20 protein-coding genes and 1 pseudogene are annotated in these 15,706 nt (G+C 59.4%); 11 read left to right on the top strand and 10 right to left on the bottom strand.

All coding sequences use genetic code 11. The features are described 5' to 3' along the window. Positions 1-25: 25 nt before the first annotated feature. A pseudogene (gene mmsB, locus F1609_RS29045) lies at positions 26-922 on the top strand (3-hydroxyisobutyrate dehydrogenase); the annotation flags it as partial. Between the two features lie 3 nt (positions 923-925). Here mmsB and F1609_RS29040 read toward each other — a convergent pair. From F1609_RS29040 to F1609_RS29020, 5 genes are all read right to left on the bottom strand, one after another. Further along, positions 926-1,402, bottom strand: a complete 477-nt coding sequence (locus F1609_RS29040; protein ID WP_441294936.1) for an epoxyqueuosine reductase QueH — start codon at positions 1,400-1,402, stop codon at positions 926-928. Positions 1,403-1,517: 115 nt separating this feature from the next. After that, complete coding sequence (locus tag F1609_RS29035) at positions 1,518-2,414, bottom strand: LysR family transcriptional regulator (protein ID WP_167080598.1); 897 nt, start codon at positions 2,412-2,414, stop codon at positions 1,518-1,520. Between the two features lie 161 nt (positions 2,415-2,575). Next, entirely contained in the window at positions 2,576-3,085 is a 510-nt protein-coding gene (locus F1609_RS29030; RefSeq protein WP_167080596.1) for a flavin reductase family protein, read from the bottom strand. 7 nt (positions 3,086-3,092) lie between these two features. Then, on the bottom strand, positions 3,093-4,127 hold the full coding sequence (locus F1609_RS29025) for a methionine synthase (RefSeq protein WP_167080594.1): 1,035 nt from the start codon (positions 4,125-4,127) through the stop codon (positions 3,093-3,095). 25 nt (positions 4,128-4,152) lie between these two features. After that, positions 4,153-5,136: a DUF1852 domain-containing protein gene (locus F1609_RS29020; RefSeq protein ID WP_167080592.1), complete on the bottom strand. Its 984-nt coding sequence runs from the start codon at positions 5,134-5,136 to the stop codon at positions 4,153-4,155. 77 nt (positions 5,137-5,213) lie between these two features. On the opposite strand from F1609_RS29020, the gene F1609_RS29015 reads away from it, so the two are divergent. Continuing rightward, positions 5,214-5,375: a hypothetical protein gene (locus tag F1609_RS29015; protein ID WP_167080590.1), complete on the top strand. Its 162-nt coding sequence runs from the start codon at positions 5,214-5,216 to the stop codon at positions 5,373-5,375. A 44-nt stretch (positions 5,376-5,419) separates the two neighbouring features. Here F1609_RS29015 and F1609_RS29010 read toward each other — a convergent pair whose 3' ends face one another. Then, complete coding sequence (locus F1609_RS29010) at positions 5,420-5,563, bottom strand: bile acid:sodium symporter (protein WP_229422123.1); 144 nt, start codon at positions 5,561-5,563, stop codon at positions 5,420-5,422. A gap of 68 nt (positions 5,564-5,631) precedes the next feature. On the opposite strand from F1609_RS29010, the gene F1609_RS29005 reads away from it, so the two are divergent. The 8 genes from F1609_RS29005 to F1609_RS28970 all read left to right on the top strand — a co-directional run bounded on the left by F1609_RS29005 (position 5,632) and on the right by F1609_RS28970 (position 12,104). After that, the gene (locus F1609_RS29005) at positions 5,632-6,240 is read left to right on the top strand and encodes a TetR/AcrR family transcriptional regulator (RefSeq protein ID WP_167080588.1); all 609 of its coding nucleotides are present in this window, start codon (positions 5,632-5,634) and stop codon (positions 6,238-6,240) included. 103 nt (positions 6,241-6,343) lie between these two features. Continuing rightward, positions 6,344-7,150: an oxidoreductase gene (locus F1609_RS29000; protein WP_167080586.1), complete on the top strand. Its 807-nt coding sequence runs from the start codon at positions 6,344-6,346 to the stop codon at positions 7,148-7,150. Positions 7,151-7,202: 52 nt separating this feature from the next. After that, complete coding sequence (locus F1609_RS28995) at positions 7,203-7,997, top strand: SDR family NAD(P)-dependent oxidoreductase (RefSeq protein ID WP_167080584.1); 795 nt, start codon at positions 7,203-7,205, stop codon at positions 7,995-7,997. A gap of 29 nt (positions 7,998-8,026) precedes the next feature. Next, the gene (locus tag F1609_RS28990) at positions 8,027-9,097 is read left to right on the top strand and encodes an alkene reductase (protein ID WP_167080582.1); all 1,071 of its coding nucleotides are present in this window, start codon (positions 8,027-8,029) and stop codon (positions 9,095-9,097) included. Positions 9,098-9,125: 28 nt separating this feature from the next. Beyond that, a complete protein-coding gene (locus tag F1609_RS28985) occupies positions 9,126-10,133 on the top strand; it encodes an NADP-dependent oxidoreductase (RefSeq protein ID WP_167080580.1) in 1,008 nt (335 codons plus the stop codon). Between the two features lie 242 nt (positions 10,134-10,375). Continuing rightward, positions 10,376-10,759, top strand: a complete 384-nt coding sequence (locus F1609_RS28980; protein ID WP_167080578.1) for a hypothetical protein — start codon at positions 10,376-10,378, stop codon at positions 10,757-10,759. 8 nt (positions 10,760-10,767) lie between these two features. Beyond that, positions 10,768-11,151 (top strand): immunity protein YezG family protein, encoded by a 384-nt coding sequence (locus F1609_RS28975; RefSeq protein ID WP_167080576.1) that lies wholly within the window; start codon positions 10,768-10,770, stop codon positions 11,149-11,151. Between the two features lie 323 nt (positions 11,152-11,474). After that, complete coding sequence (locus tag F1609_RS28970; protein ID WP_167080574.1) at positions 11,475-12,104, top strand: GAD-like domain-containing protein; 630 nt, start codon at positions 11,475-11,477, stop codon at positions 12,102-12,104. Positions 12,105-12,298: 194 nt separating this feature from the next. On the opposite strand, the gene F1609_RS28965 is transcribed toward F1609_RS28970, so the two are convergent. The 4 genes from F1609_RS28965 to F1609_RS28950 all read right to left on the bottom strand — a co-directional run bounded on the left by F1609_RS28965 (position 12,299) and on the right by F1609_RS28950 (position 14,584). After that, positions 12,299-12,931: a hypothetical protein gene (locus F1609_RS28965; protein WP_167080572.1), complete on the bottom strand. Its 633-nt coding sequence runs from the start codon at positions 12,929-12,931 to the stop codon at positions 12,299-12,301. Between the two features lie 8 nt (positions 12,932-12,939). Continuing rightward, the gene (locus F1609_RS28960) at positions 12,940-13,641 is read right to left on the bottom strand and encodes a HupE/UreJ family protein (protein ID WP_167080570.1); all 702 of its coding nucleotides are present in this window, start codon (positions 13,639-13,641) and stop codon (positions 12,940-12,942) included. Between the two features lie 176 nt (positions 13,642-13,817). After that, the gene (locus tag F1609_RS28955; protein ID WP_167080567.1) at positions 13,818-14,204 is read right to left on the bottom strand and encodes a hypothetical protein; all 387 of its coding nucleotides are present in this window, start codon (positions 14,202-14,204) and stop codon (positions 13,818-13,820) included. A gap of 29 nt (positions 14,205-14,233) precedes the next feature. Continuing rightward, positions 14,234-14,584, bottom strand: coding sequence for a gamma-glutamylcyclotransferase family protein (locus F1609_RS28950; RefSeq protein ID WP_167080565.1), 351 nt, complete (start codon positions 14,582-14,584; stop codon positions 14,234-14,236). A gap of 391 nt (positions 14,585-14,975) precedes the next feature. On the opposite strand from F1609_RS28950, the gene F1609_RS28945 reads away from it, so the two are divergent. Beyond that, complete coding sequence (locus F1609_RS28945; protein ID WP_167080563.1) at positions 14,976-15,587, top strand: hypothetical protein; 612 nt, start codon at positions 14,976-14,978, stop codon at positions 15,585-15,587. The last annotated feature ends 119 nt before the right edge of the window (positions 15,588-15,706 follow it).

Raw genomic sequence — 15,706 nt, 5'->3', positions numbered from 1 at the left:
CCAGAAGCTACCAAATTCAACGGAGAATTACATGCAACACATTGCTTTTATCGGACTTGGCAATATGGGCGCGCCAATGGCCCACAACCTGCTCCGCGCGGGCTACAAGCTGTCGGTGTACGACTTGTCGGCGGCAGCCATCGATGGACTGACGAACGCCGGGGCGCGCGGCGCGGCAAATGCGGCGGATGCTGTCAATGAAGCGGACATCGTCATTTCGATGTTGCCGGCCAATGAACACGTGCGAGACCTGTACCTGGGCGCCGGTCGTGTCCTGGATACGGCGCCGCCACAAGCCCTGTTGATCGATTGCAGCACCATCGCCGCCGACGTTGCCAAAGAAGTGGCGACCGCCGCCGCCGGGCGAGGATTCGCCATGCTCGATGCCCCAGTCTCCGGCGGAACCGGCGGGGCCGCCGCCGGCACCCTTACTTTCATCGTCGGCGGCGAAGTCGCCGCGCTGGAGCGCGCGCGCGTCGTCCTGGGAGCCATGGGCAAGAATCTCTTTCACGCTGGCGGCGCAGGTGCCGGCCAGGTGGCCAAGATCTGCAACAACATGCTGCTTGGCGTACTGATGGCAGGGACCTCCGAAGCGCTGAACCTGGGCGTTGCCCACGGCCTCGATCCCAAGGTACTGTCCGATATCATGTCCAAAAGCTCGGGGCGCAACTGGGCACTGGAGCTGTACAACCCGTGGCCGGGCGTGATGGACGCGGCGCCGGCATCGCGCGGCTACAGCGGGGGCTTCAGTTCGACACTGATGCTCAAGGACCTGGGACTCGCCCAACAGGCCGCCTCCAGCGCGCAAGCGCCAACGCCATTGGGCAGCCTGGCGCGTCAGTTGTACCAGCTTCATCAGCAAGGCGGACACGGCCAGCTCGACTTCTCGAGCATCGTCAATCTGTTCAGGCCGCAAACGTAGGGATTATTCCGACGTATCCGATCCGTCTTCGACGCCGTAAAACTTCACGCCAAGATGGATGCGTTCTCGGCCGGTCGCAACGCGGTGCTGATTGCTGTCGCATAGTGAATAGACGCAGCCGCAGTACTCTTGCCGGTAGAAATTCTCGCGCTTGCTGATTTCAATCATGGGCGCCGACCCGCCGCCCTTGCGCCAGTTGCATTCCCAATACAAGAGGTCGGGGTAGCGGGCAGCGGTGCGCTCGAAGCGCATGTCGAAACACATGGTGCACCGAATACCGCGTTCGGGTTCATTCTCCATGCCTTTGGCATGGGCAAACCAGTTGTCGCGGTCCTGGTCGGCGTCGATGAACGGACGCCGAATTACTCTGCGAAGCGAATATTTTCGTCTTTTCGCAGCTGGTATTCCTTGAGCGGGTGGATATTCGGATTGTAGAAGAAGATCGTGAAAGTCGATCCCGGAGGCCAGCATGGCGTCCATTACTTCGCCGGAGCACGGCGCGCAGCAAGAGTACGGCAGTACTTTGTTTTTCCGCCAGGCCAGGCCAGCTTGGCACGCGTAAACTCTTCCTGAATGGATGTCGATTCGGATGCGGTCATAGCGGATAGCGGTCCGCCTGGCGGGCAAACTCAATAAAGGATTGCAAGTAGTCGGTGCCGGAGTCCGATTCGCGGGTGCCGAGGTAAATGTGCTTCTGGATGCCGGTTGGTCCCAGCCGCAAGGTGCGCAGTTGCAGATGCGGCGCATAGTCCGTCACCAACCATTTTGGCAGCGCCGTCACGCCCCGGCCGCTGGCCACCATCTGCAGCATGATATCGGTTGTTTCGATGGTCTTGTGCTTACGCGGTGCGCAGTTCGCCGGCAGCAGGAACATATTGTAGATATCCAGCCGTTCGATGGGAACAGGATAGGTAATCAGAGTTTCCTCGTTGAGCTGCTCTGGAGTCACCTCTTCCTGGCTTGCCCAAGGGTGATCCTTGTGCACCACCAGCACCTGTTCGTAGTCGAACACAGGCTCGAACCGTAAACCTGGTTTGAGCAATGGATCAGGAGTCACCAGCAAATCTATATCAAAACCAAATAGCGCACCGATGCCACCGAACTGGAACTTCTGCTTGACGTCGACGTCGACCAACGGCCACGCCGAGAGGTAGCGCGACACGATTTTTAACAGCCATTGGTAGCAGGGATGGCACTCCATGCCGATGCGTAGCGTACCGCGCTCTCCTTGAGCAAATTGGCGTAGCCGTTCCTCGGCCAACGTCAGCTGCGGCAACAGGCGCTGAGCGACGGCGTGCAGATATTGCCCGGCCTGCGTCAGGCGCAAGTTGCGACCTTCACGCAACCAAATGGCCGTTCCCAGTTGCTGTTCCAGCTTTTTCATGCTATGGCTCAGTGCCGATTGCGTGACGTGCAGCACTTCGGCGGCGGCGGTCAGCGAGCCTTGTCGTTCAGTTTCCAGCAAGGTGGCCAAGTGAATGCGTTCGAGCATAATATATGAGTAAAAGTCATGGATGCGTGATAAAAGACAATTTTATTTCATTGTCCGCGATCCGACTATGGCCAGACTGAAAAAATAGGCGTTTTTCCCATGACTACCGTCCACAATCCGGGGCGGACGGGTTCGCGGGATTGCGTTTTGCCAGATCAGCCTTACCGCGCCTGCAGCTCGGCGAGGTGACGGTATTGTCCTTGAAAATAAAGCAACGGCCGCGCCGCAGCGCTGATCCTTGAATTCATGGCCTTCACTTCACCAATGACGATCAGGTGATCGCCGGCGGCGTGTTCGGCATGGATCTGGCAGTCGAGCCAGTGCAGGCTGCTGGCGATGACCGGGTTGCCCAAGGGCGACTCCAGCCGTTCCACGCCGTCCCATTTGTCCGCGCCGCGCCGCGCGAATTGCCGGGAAATCCTGGCCTGATCATCCGACAGGATGTTGACCGCAAATCGGCCGGCCTGGCGGATGCTGGGATAGCTGGCCGAACCGGACATGACGCTGAACGACACCAGCGGCGGACTCATCGATACGCTGTAAAACGATGAGCAGGTGAAGCCGACCAGCTCGCCCTCGAGCTGGGAGGTGATCACCGTGATGCCAGAGGCATAGTGGCTAAGCGCTTCGCGAAAGCCCGCAGGCTCGAGGACGGTACTGAACAGTGACATGAAAAGCTCAACCCTGGCCGGCCAGTTCCCGCCGCACGATCGCCGCGCCCGCGCTCAGGGCGTGGAGCTTGCCTTGTGCGACCTGGCGCGACAACGGGGCCATGCCGCAATTGGTGCTGGGGTACAGCTTGTCGGCATCGACGAACTGCAATGCCTTGCGCAGTGTGGCGGCCACTTCTTCCGGCGTTTCGACGCTGTTGCTGGCCACGTCAATGGCCCCGACCATCACTTTCTTGCCACGAATTAGTTCGATCAGGTCCATGGGCACCTTGGAGTTATGGCATTCCAGCGACACCATGCCGATCTTCGACTGCTGGAGCCTGGGAAAAGCTTCCTCGTACTGGCGCCACTCCGAACCCAGCGTCTTCTTCCAGTCAGTATTGGCCTTAATGCCGTAGCCATAGCAGATGTGCACGGCGGTTTCGCAGCGCAGTCCCTCGATGGCCCGTTCCAGCGCGGCCACGCCCCAGTCGTTCACCTCGTCGAAAAACACATTGAACGCGGGCTCGTCGAACTGGATGATATCGACCCCGGCCGCCTCGAGTTCGAGCGCTTCCTGGTTGAGGATGGCGGCAAATTCCCAGGCCAGCTTCTCGCGGCTGCGGTAATGCGCGTCGTACAGCGTATCGATCATGGTCATCGGACCGGGCAGCGCCCATTTGATGGGCTGCTCGGTGTGTCGGCGCAGGAACCTGGCATCTTCGACGAACACCGGCTTGCGGCGCGCCACCGCTCCCACCACCGTCGGCACGCTGGCGTCGTAGCGGTCGCGGATGCGCACCGTCTCGCGCTTGGCGAAATCGACGCCGTCGAGGTGCTCGATGAAGGTCGTCACGAAGTGCTGGCGCGTCTGTTCGCCGTCGCTGACGATGTCGATGCCCGCATGGGCCTGCTCCTGCAGCGACAGCAGCAGCGCATCGCGCTTGCCGTCGGCCAGTTCCTCGTCCTGGAGTTTCCAGGGCGACCAGAGTTTTTCGGGCTGGGCAAGCCAGGACGGTTTGGGCAAGCTTCCAGCGCTTGAAGTGGGCAACAGTTTTTTCACGATACGCCTTTTGGTTTTCGAATGGTCAGACAGCCTGGCTCGCCGACCAGCGGTCGAGCACGGCCCGGTATGGTTTGATGAAATGCTCCTCGACATATTTCCCCTGCTCGGCCGCCAGGCGGCTGCGCTCTTCGCGGTCGTAGACGATCCGTGTCAGCGAGTAATCCTGGTGTTTCAAGCTTGGACGGTAGATCCTGCCAGCCACGGCGTTGGCGTTGTAAATCTCGGGCCGGTAGATTTTCTGGAAGGTGTCCATGGTGCTGACCGTGCCGGCCAGCTCGAGATTGCTGTAGTCGTTGAGCAGATCGCCGGTGTGATAGAACGCCAGCGGCGCGGTGCTGTCCGGCGGCATGAAGTAGCGCACCGCCAATCCCATTTTCTTGAAATATTCATCGGTCAAGGAATATTCGTCCTGCAGGTATTCGGTGCCCAGCACGGGATGGTGGTTTTCGGTGCGCTGATAAGTTTTGCTGCTCGACACGCTCAGGCAGATGATGGGCGGCTTGCTGAAATGCTGCGCGTAAGCCGGCGAATTCACGAAACTCTTGAACAGCTTTCCGTGCAGCTCGCCGAAATTGTCCGGCGTACCGCCTGCCGCGCGGCTCCCGCTGTGCTCGGGCAGCAGCACGCTGAAATCGTAGTCGCGCACATAGGACGAGAAGTTATTGCCGGCAATGCCTTCGATGCGCCGGCCGGTGGCCCGGTCGACGATGGCAGGCTTCAGGATCTCGATCAGGGGCAGCACGCTGGCGCGGTCGTCGCCGGCGATCTGCATCTCGACCGTGATGATGTCCAGCGTGACTGTGTAGCGATCGGCGCGGGGATTATCCCAGTGCGCTAGCGCATTGAAGCGGTTGTCGATCATCCTGAAGGTATTGCGCAGGTTTTCCTGGCGGCTCGCTCCCCGTGCCAGGTTGGCGAAATTGGTGGTGATCCGCGTTTGTTCCGAAGGGCGATAGTCTTCGTCGAAACGCGTACTCTTGATCGTGAAGGTGAATTCGTTGGTCATTACGATGCCCCTGAGAAAATGGTGCGTGCCGCCTGCTGTGTGAGCGGGAATGGAATGCATTCTACGCAAGCCGATTCATGAAAAAAAATGAATATATCTCATTTAAACATGACTTAAATTCATTGATCATCCCGCATGCGCTGCGCCAGCAGCGCGCATGCCATCAGCTGGATCTGATCCTTGCGCGGGAAGGCCGGGCGGCGGGTGACCCAGGCGGCCAATCCCAGCACGATGGCTAGCAGCGCGCATCACAGCAGGCATAGCACTGCCAGCGACGCCAGCCTCACCCCACCGCCTCAATGGTCGAGCGCCCGCCCGCCGCGCCTTGCAGCACGAAGGCCGACACCTGCAGCGGTGTGACGAAGATTCCGATGAAATTCGATGCCGAAGCGCTGCAGACTACCGCGGCGACATTACCCCGCCTCAAACCCGTGATCGGCAGGGGCGGCCCCTAACTATTTTTGCGGCGGCGCGCACCGTCGGTAAAAATCGTATATGATGACCGTCATGAAATCGAAACCCGCCAAAAGCCCGACCGTCAGCCGCAAGGAGGCCACCCACGAACGCATCGTGGAAGTGGCGTCGCGCGCGATCCGCCGCAGCGGCTACGACGGCACCGGCGTGGCCGACATCATGAAAGAGGCGGGCCTGACCCATGGCGGCTTCTATGCCCACTTCGACTCGCGCGACGCCTTGCTGGCCGAGGCGGGCGACCGCGCCGGCGCCGATGCGGTGGCGCTGGCCACGCGGGTTGCCGCCAGCGCCCCGCCGGGACAGGCCCTGCAAGCGCTGATGAACGCCTACCTCTCGCCCGAGCACGTCGCCTCCATCGAGAATGGTTGCCCGGTGTGCGCGCTGGGCTCGGAGATGCCGCGCCAGGCGCCCGAAGTACGCCACGCCGCCACGGTGCACATCAAGGAAATCATCGACCTGTTCGCCCGCCAGATGCCCGACTGGGGCCAGCCCCGGGCGCACGAGCAGGCCATGGCCACGGTATGCGCCCTGATCGGCACCACCATGCTGGCGCGCGCGGTGGACGACCCCAGGCTGGCGGCGGCGATGTGCGCGGCCACCTTGAAACAATTTGCCCCGGATGCGGACTGAGCAGGTCTGCGGCCGGGCTTTTTTTTGACTAACAATATGATGATCGTCATATTTTCGCATTTTCCGACGCAGTTTTGTGTCGGCTTTTTATAAGGGAACCACCATGGACGGCAAGATTGCACTGGTCACCGGCGCCTCGTCCGGCATCGGGGCGGCAACGGCAGCGCGCCTGGCAAAAGCGGGCTGGAACGTCATCGGCACCAGCCGGCGCGGCGCACAAGTGGATGGCGCCAGCTTTCGCATGCTGGCCCTGGACGTGACCAGCGACGCCTCGGTCGCCGCCGCTGTCGCGGCCGTGATCAGGCAGGCAGGCCGCATCGACCTGCTGATTAATAACGCCGGCTTCGGCGTGGCCGCCGCCGGCGCCGAAGAAAGCTCGATCGCCCAGGCCCAGGCCGTTTTCGACACGAATTTTTTCGGCGCGGTGCGCATGACGCGCGCCGTGCTGCCGCACATGCGGGCCCAGGGAGGCGGGCGCATCCTCCACATCGGCTCGGTGCTCGGCTTCTTGCCGATGCCCTACGGTGCGCTGTATGCCGCCAGCAAGCACGCCATCGAAGGCTATTCGGAGTCGCTCGACCATGAACTGCGCAACTGGGGCATCCGCTCGGTGGTGATCGAACCGGCCTACACCAAAACCCCGTTCGACGCCAACCTGATCGAGCCAGACGCCAAGCTCGACGCCTACCACGCCGTGCGCACCGCCGTGGTGCGGCGCATCCAGGACATCATGGCCGGCGCCGAAGGCCCGGAGGTGGTGGCCGAGGCCGTGCTCAAGGCCGCCACGGTTGCGCGCCCAAAACTGCGCTACACCGCCGGCGGCCTGGCGGCCCGCCTGCGCTTCCTGCGCACCTTCGCCCCGGCCGCCATGCTCGACGCCGGCATGCGCAAAGACTTGCAACTGGCTTAAGTCATCTCCCGTACCACTTCAACTGCAACTACTTCACATCAAGGATCTGACCATGAGCACGACTTCCCGAAAACTCGCCCTCGTTACCGGTGCCTCGTCCGGCATTGGCGCCGTGTACGCCGAGCGCCTGGCCCAGCGCGGCTTCGATCTGGTCCTGGTGGCGCGCCGCGCCGGGCGCCTGCAGGCGCTGGCCCAGACCATTGCCGCCAGCCATGGCGTGCGGGTCCAGTCCCTGATTGCCGACCTCGGCACCGAAGAGGGCCAGGCGAGCGTCGCGCAATTTTTGAGCGCAAACCCGGTCGACATACTGGTCAACAACGCCGGCATCGCGCGCCTGGCGCCGCTGAGCGGCGGCCCGCTGGACGATTCCCTGGCGCAGATTGCCCTCAATATCAGCGCGCTGACGCGCCTGGCGCACGCCGTGCTGCCGGGCATGAAGGAGCGCAACGCCGGCACCATCGTCAACGTGGCTTCGGTGCTGGCCCTCAAGTCGCTGGCCTTCAGCGCGGTCTACAGCGGCACCAAGGCCTTCGTTCTCGCCTTCAGCCAGGGGTTACAAGAAGAGCTGGCCGGTACCGGCGTCACGGTACAAGTCGTGCTGCCTGCCTCGACCGCCACCGAAATCTGGGACCAGTCCGGCGTGCCGCTCTCGGCCTTGGCTCCCGAGGCGGTCATGCTGACCGAGCACATGGTCGACGCCGCCCTGGTCGCGCTCGACCGTGGCGAAGCGATGACCATGCCGTCCGTGCACGACAGCGAACTGGTCGCGCATTTCGACGCCGCCCGTTCGGCCCTGTTCGCCGCCTCGCAAACCGGCAAGGTCGCCCCGCGACTTTTGCCAGCCTGAACCACCCGATCCAATCAAGGAATACTGACATGCTTTTCGACACCTTCTCCCTGCGCGCCACGCCACTCGCCAACCGCGCCGTCATGTCCCCGCTGACGCGCAACCGCGCCATCGGCAATATTCCCAACAGCTTGATGGCGACTTACTACGCCCAGCGGGCCAGTGCCGGCCTGATCATTACCGAAGGCACCTCGCCATCGCCAAACGGCCTCGGCTACGCGCGCATTCCCGGCTTGTTCAACGATGCCCAGGTCGCTGGCTGGAAACAAGTGACCGACGCCGTGCACGCCAAAGGCGGCAAGATCGTGGTGCAGCTGATGCATACCGGCAGGGTAGGGCACGTGGCCAACCTGCCAGCTGGCGCCGTGGTTCTGGGGCCATCGTCCGACACCTGCCCCGGCGAGATTTTTACCGACAGCCAGGGTAGCGTTGCGCACAGCGCGCCACGCGCCATGGACGACGCCGACATCGCCGCCACCATCGAGGAATACGTCAACGCTGCGCGCCTGGCCGTTGCCGCCGGCTTCGACGGCATCGAACTGCACGCCGCCAACGGTTATCTGCTCGAACAGTTCCTCAACGCCAATGTGAACAAGCGGACCGATGGCTACGGCGGCACGTCCGACGGGCGCAACCGCATCGTGCTGGAGATCGCCCGCGCCACCACCGCCGCCATCGGTGCCGGCCGGGTCGGGATTCGCCTGTCGCCGCACGGCGCCTTCAACGCCACCGGCGCTTTCGAGGGCGTGGACGAGCAATACCTGGCCTTAGTCAAGGAATTGTCGGCCCTGGGCCTGATGTACGTGCACCTGCTCGATCACTCGGCCATGGGCGCGCCGCCGGTGCCGGCCAAGCTGAAAGCCGCCTTGCGCGCCGTCTTCGACGGCCCCTTCATCCTTGCCGGCGGCTTCGGCAGGGACAGCGCGGAGCAGGCGCTGGTGGCGGGGCAAGCCGACCTGATCGCCTTCGGCCGGCCGTTCCTGGCCAATCCCGACCTGGTTGCGCGCCTGCGCGACGATCTTGCGCTGAACCAGCCAGATCCGTCCACCTTCTACACGCCCGGTGAAAAGGGCTACACCGACTACCCAGCCGCAAGCTGAAACTGGCCACCGCACCGGAAAGAGCATCATGAAAGCACTGATATTGAAGCGCTACGGCGGGCCGGACCAGGTTGACTTTGCCGACATCGAACGTCCCACCATCAAGGACGACGAGATCCTGGTGCGGGTGCACGCAGTCGGCCTCAATCCGATCGACAACATGATCCCGAAGGGCGACTTCAAGCCGATCATCAAGTTGCGCCTGCCCGCCACCATGGGCAGCGACCTTGCCGGTGTGGTGGTGGAAACCGGCAGCCGCGTAACCCGCTTCAAGGTGGGCGACGCGGTGTTTGCCAGCCTGTTCGACCTGGGCAGAGGCTCGCTGGCCGAGTTTGCCGCCGTGCCCGAGCATGCGGCGGCCCTGAAACCAGCCAATCTCGATTTCGTGCAGGCGGCATCGATTCCCATGGTCGGGCTGACCTCATGGCAGGCGGTGGCCGGGCGCGCCGCCGTCAAGCCGGGGCAAAAGGTGTTCATTCCGGCCGGGTCGGGCGGGATCGGGACGTTTGCGATCCAGCTCGCCAAGCATCTGGGCGCCATCGTCGGCACCACCACCAGCACCGCCAATGTGGCCTTGGTACGCGAGCTCGGCGCGGACGAAGTGGTGGACTACAAAGAGCAGGCATTCGAGCAAGTACTGCACGGTTACGATGCAGTGCTCGGCACGATCAAGGGTGACGGGCTGGAAAAAGCGCTGCGCATCGTCAAGCCGGGCAGTGCGGTGGTGTCGCTGATCGGCCCGCCGGACGCCGCGTTTGCGCGCCGGCGCGGGATGAACCTGCTGCTGCGCTTGGTCTTCAGCCTGTTGAGCCGCAAGATCATCGGCCTGGCCAAACGGCGCGATGCGCAGTATTCCTTCCTGTTCGTGCGGGCCGACGGCAAGCAGCTGGCCGGCATTGGCGACCTGCTTGCGCAGGGGCGCATCCGGCCGGTGATCGACAAGGTGTTCCCGTTTGCGCAGGCCAGGGAAGGGCTGGCGTACCTGGAGACCGGACGCGCCAGGGGCAAGGTGGTGGTGCGGCTGGTGGACGCGTAGAGGCTGCGTTCCACTCTCAACGGCAGGGCGACGCAGGGCGGGCGCAGGATGCACTGGGCGCCTTGGACCCAGGTTTCGGTGCTACGACGGCGGCTTTGGCAGGCAACCCGGGAAAACTTTATGTTGAATCGCCTTCCAGCGTTGCATGATCAGGGCGCGTCAGTTAGCATCTGTTGCGCTTGCGTTTGGTAAGACCTTGAAACACTGCATCATATTTTTATTATATCAATCCGGAGCGTTATATGGCTGAACTTGACCAGTTCGAACTTATGCAAGAAATTGTGAACGATGCACTAATTGGTATTGAATCAGCTTGGCGGGAACTTATCATCACGTATCATGTCGATGACGAAAAGAGCGATTTCATTTCCACCTATATCGTCGAGGAATCCGATGGCTTAAGGGAAAAACCAGGCAAGATGAGTAACGACATGGACGATTTGTTGCGTCAATTACGCAAGCATCTGGCGCAAGGCGGAAAACCATCATTCAGCAGATTACGGCTTCATCTGTTTGCAAACGGAAAATTCGATACGTCTTACGGCTATGATGCGGTTTGCTGGCCCGCGCTCTTCCAAAAAGACTGGCAGTTTTTCCCCGGTAGTGCTTTCAAAAAAAATAGTTGAGGGATAATATGGTTGACCCTGATCAGTTCGAAATTATGCAGAAGATCGTCGATGATGCGTTGACTGGCGTTGAATCTGGTTGGCAGGAGCTTATCATCACTTATCACGTTGATGATGAGATGAGCGACTTCGTCTCGAGCTACATCGTGGAGGAAGGCGGGGGGATTATGGAAAAATCAGCCCGTATGACTCATCAAATGGACAGGTTGTTACGTGAATTACGAAAAGATTTAGCACAGCGCGGAAAGCCATTGTTCAGTAGGTTGAGGCTGCATCTATTTGCAAATGGGAAATTCGATACGTCGTATGGCTATGATGATGTGGACTGGCCCGCACTCTTCAAAAAAGACTGGCAGTTCTTTCCCGGAAGCGGCTTCAAAAAGAGTAGTTGATATATGCGGGCGCCAGCGAAGCCAACCGGGTACGCGCCAGGATGGTGCGCCCGAGGCGCTGATCCGGCGTGCGGAATTTCAGAAACTTAAAAACGTTGAATACGCACATCGCAAAGACCCCCGCCCGGATCGGGCATCTCATTCCAGCGATGTATGATCAGATATGATCAGATCGAGTAGGGTAGTACTCATCGCACGGCCGTTTTGGCAAAAATTCAGAAACTGCTTCTTGCCAAAACTGGTGCACCCACCCCCTATATACCTACGATGGCCATCCGTATTAATCCGTTAAGCTATATGGATACGAACCAATATGAAACATAATGAATATTTTCTATAAAATGTTTATTGCAGAGGCCGGATCAGGTATCCGATACAAAGACCTGCCGCCTGGATTCGCAGAAAAATATGCAAATATATTACCTAAGGGGCTATTGGAGTTTTGGAAAGATGAAGGATGGTGTTCTTATGCCGACGGACAAATTTGGACGATCAATCCAGAGGATTACTCATGGTTAGCCGATGACTGGCTTAAGGCCTATCCGGAGCTGTCGTCATTAGTTTTTTATCCTTTCGCGCGAAGTGCCTTTGGTGAATTTTATTGCTTGAGTCCAAACTCGGGCAAAATTTTAACAATCGCTTGCCCTAGGGGCGTTCTACTCGCAAATAGAAACCTGAAAAACAACAGACGAGGCACATGCGAGGAAGCGGCGCAAACATTTTTTGCGGTGAGCAAGAAAAAGGACTTTGACCTTTTTACGAGTAGTAATACACCGATGTTTCCCGCCGCATTTGAAAGACTCGGCCCGTTAGGGCCAAATGAAGTCTACGGTTTTACTCCCTTGCTCACGCTTGGCGGTGATTGGGAAGTCAGCAATTTGGAAAAAGTCAGAATGGACGTCCATATCGACCAAATTAGAGTATCCATGGATCCTGCCTTGCGCCTATTCTGAAAAATCAGCAGTTTCTCATTTTTGTATCCGCGTGTGGCAAATTTTGCGCTGAAGGTGGCAATCGCTCCGAGCAATGCGATGGCGGCTAGTGGCAGGACCGCTGCCGCCCATGCTGGAGAGATCAGATCTCATTTTATCAATCCGATAAATTCTATTGGCCAACAGGCGCCACCTGCGAGAGCAATATTTGTAGACTATTTCTTAAAAATATCGCTATAAAAGCCGCTGGCCTGCAGCACCACGGTGACCGGCTCATCGTTCAGGTTCTTCCAATACCAGCCATGCACGCCGGTGAACGGGGCAATCAGCACGCCGCTGGAGTGGCTGACGTCGTCTTCCAGGATGAAACTCTCGAATTCGTCGCCCTTGGCGTTGACCGGCTCGCCATGAAAGTCGTGGTTGAGCACCTCGCCTTTGGTCGTCTTCCACGAAAACATCAGGGCAGATCCTTTCGCCAGATGGGTTTTCACCTCCACGCCCTTGCCGGGCGCCAGGGTGATTTCCTGCGTGTCGGCGCGGTAGGCGACGCTTTGCTTCGCCGCGATGGTGACGGCGCGCACTTCGCCCGGCGCCGATACGGTCGATCCTTTTGCTGCGTTTGCCGCCGGCGTGGCGGCTGTCTTGACCGGAACGGCCGCAGGCGCGGCGGCGCTGTGCAATCTGGTCAAGCCGAGCGCCTTGCCCGCGCCCGTCGGATCGATTCCGTACTCGGCGGGCAAGACGGCAACGACGAGCAGCACGGCGGCGACCGCCGCAGCGCCCAGGCAGCCGCGCAAGAGTTCTTTTCCAGGCGCGACGACGCCGGCGTTCGATGGAGGCAGAGACATGGTGTTTCCTATTGACTGAGAAAGCCGGTGAATTGATAGCCGGCCAGGACAAAACCGGCGCACATGAGCGCAAGGTTGCTGGTGACGGCATGCCGCGCAAAGCTGGCGGTGCTGCGCCAGTAGCGCATGACCATCAGGATCATCCCGAGCGCGAGCAGTTGGCCGAGCTCGACGCCAAGGTTGAAGGCGATCATGTTCGGCACCAGGCCATCGGGGGAGAGCGAGAAATCCTGCAATTTCGTGGCCAGTCCCAGGCCGTGGAAGAAGCCGAAAATCAGCACCGCCGCCTTTTTGTTCGGCTGGACACCGAACACGGTCTTGAAGCCACCCAGGTTGTCGAAGGCGCGGTACACGATCGACAGGCCGATGATGGCGTCCACCAGATACGCGTTGATATGCCAGCCATTGAGAACGCCGAGCAGCAGGGTGGTGCTGTGGCCGAGCGCAAACAGGGTCACATAGACGCCGATCTCCTTCATTCGGTACAGGAAGAAAATCACGCCGCACAGGAACAGCAGGTGGTCGTAACCGGTCACCATATGCTTGGCGCCCAGATACAGATAGGGCAGAAAATGCACGCCGGTTGCACCCTGGAGGAAACTTTGGTCCGACTCCGACACGCCATGGGCAAGGGCGCCGGCAGTCAGCAGGCAAAGCGCCATGCCAAGCAGACAGGAACGGGCGCCATTGGCCCGATCAATAGATGACATTGCAGTTTTCTCCTGATTGCCCGGTTGACGAGGCGTGATTATCGCCGATTGCCGGCTTTGCCTGGGGTCAGTCAAAACCAACTTGTTCAACATTTAAATCGACATTACCCGAAATATTGTCGATTTAAATCGTCGGCTTGGGGGGCAGTTGGGGGCTGTTCTGCTTAAGCCGTCAATCAGCTGTGTCCCGTGTCGATGATTCTCTGACCGCAGGTAAGATGCCGGCTGCCGCCCCAGCGATCCGGATCCGCAAGATAGAACCGGAGGCCACAAAACGGACATTTTATCCAGCCGGGCGTGTACTGGCTGGCCGCTATCGGTTCATGGTCTTTGGCCGGCCAATCCGCTTCTTTCTTCAGCCAGGCCAGGCGACCCGTGGCTTCAAATAGCGCGATGTCGCGCGATTCAAAGCGTGAGACATCGCGCCAATCTTGTTTCCATACGGGGCTGGCTGCATTGTTTGTATTGATGAACGAGACATAGCCGTGCGTGCCGTCCTCACGCCTGACAAATTCGGCCCGAAAACGGCCGTCCGCACTGACGATGTCATCGACCGTATTCATTCAATACTCAACATCTTCATCTCCAATAATTACGTAACAGACGCCATTTTGGCATCCACGTAGACCCAAGCTTGCCGCCCTGAAGCCAACGCCGCCAACACGCGCTGATAGGCATCGACTTCATACGCGTCAGCGTGGCCGAGCTCGGCATCGGTGACATCAAACGCGGTTCCATGCACCCGGTCTTCTGCATTATCACTACGACGCACGATTGGATGGTGCGTTTTGCCGCTCGTGGCGACGACCTCCTGATCGTCGATTTTCACCATGGACTGCGCAAAGCCAACCAGGGCGTCACTGCTACCGACGAGCAGTCTTCCAAACGTCGCGAGCTGAACGCCTTCTTGTTGCAAGGTCCCGTACGAGAACAGCAATGGCATGTGTATTCCTTCGATCATCAGTGAGGCGTGCTGTGCCATGCATGGCAAATGTGGAACAACCACCGGATTGTACGCGCGCTGCCTGGAAGCTGAATAATTGATGGGTTCGATAAGCTAAGGACTGGCCCGACGAACGTTCCCGCTGTCGCAAGCGCTGGGCGACTCCCTGTGGTCGCATTCTGGAGCGCTGACGTAAATATGCCGACCCCATACGCTGCGGAGCAATCGAACAGGTGAGTCGACGATAGCGTTTTTCTCATCGCTTATTTAACATAATATAGATTATGCGAACGACTGGTAGTTTACAGCATGTTGCGTTTCCTTGATTTAGTGCCACAACAGCAAGACGATAAATGGTATGTTTATGTGTTGCCGTTAACTCTACAACGCGATGATCACTCAACTTGAGGGTCCACTGGTTCCTCCTAGCCTCTCGGCCCCAGTCCTAGTTGACAGCTATGGGCTGCCGCGCTATTGGGCGGTCGTCTGGTCAGCAGCAGTCACAGGAGCTTTGGCAGACTCGACGCACATAAAAAAGCTCCGCTACATCGACAACCTGTACCAGCATGGCGACGCGCTGCGTGGTCACGGTGCGCTTGACGACGCCCTTGGCACCCTGAACGACGGCGACCTGGCGGAGATCCTGGAATCTTGGTTCATCTCGATTCGTAACCAACCCGCAACGACTGAGTCTGACGAGACGCGTTGGCAAGTAGGACTCAGTTTCGTCACCTCGGTCGTCGCGTGGATTGCGAAAAGTGACACCCACAAGACATTGCGCCACATCGAGAGCCGACTTCATCAACTTTCAGTTCTTTACAGCCAGTTCCGCGTAAAGAAGCGAAACACGCCTGAAATGATCCGCTCTCTGCCGGCGTCTACCGTTGAAGTCTTGTACCAGATCCTAGATCCCGAATCCAAAGATAATCCATTCCCTCGCGTTCAGACGCGCTGGCGCGTGTACGTGGCATTTATTCTGATGCTCCACCAAGGCTTGAGGTAACCTGACTTTTTCGGACACTCTGGTTTGGTAAACTTCACCAACTGGAGAAATTTTATGACACGCTCAAAAACATACACCCCGGAGCTTCGGGAAGAGGCAGTGAAACTGGTCCTGACGCA

It is taken from the genome of Massilia aquatica (assembly GCF_011682045.1).
In the GTDB taxonomy this organism is placed as follows: Bacteria; Pseudomonadota; Gammaproteobacteria; order Burkholderiales; family Burkholderiaceae_D; genus Telluria_A; species Telluria_A aquatica.
The sequence above is the reverse complement of the archived record's forward strand: the minus strand, read 5'-3'. Positions and strand labels throughout refer to the sequence as shown.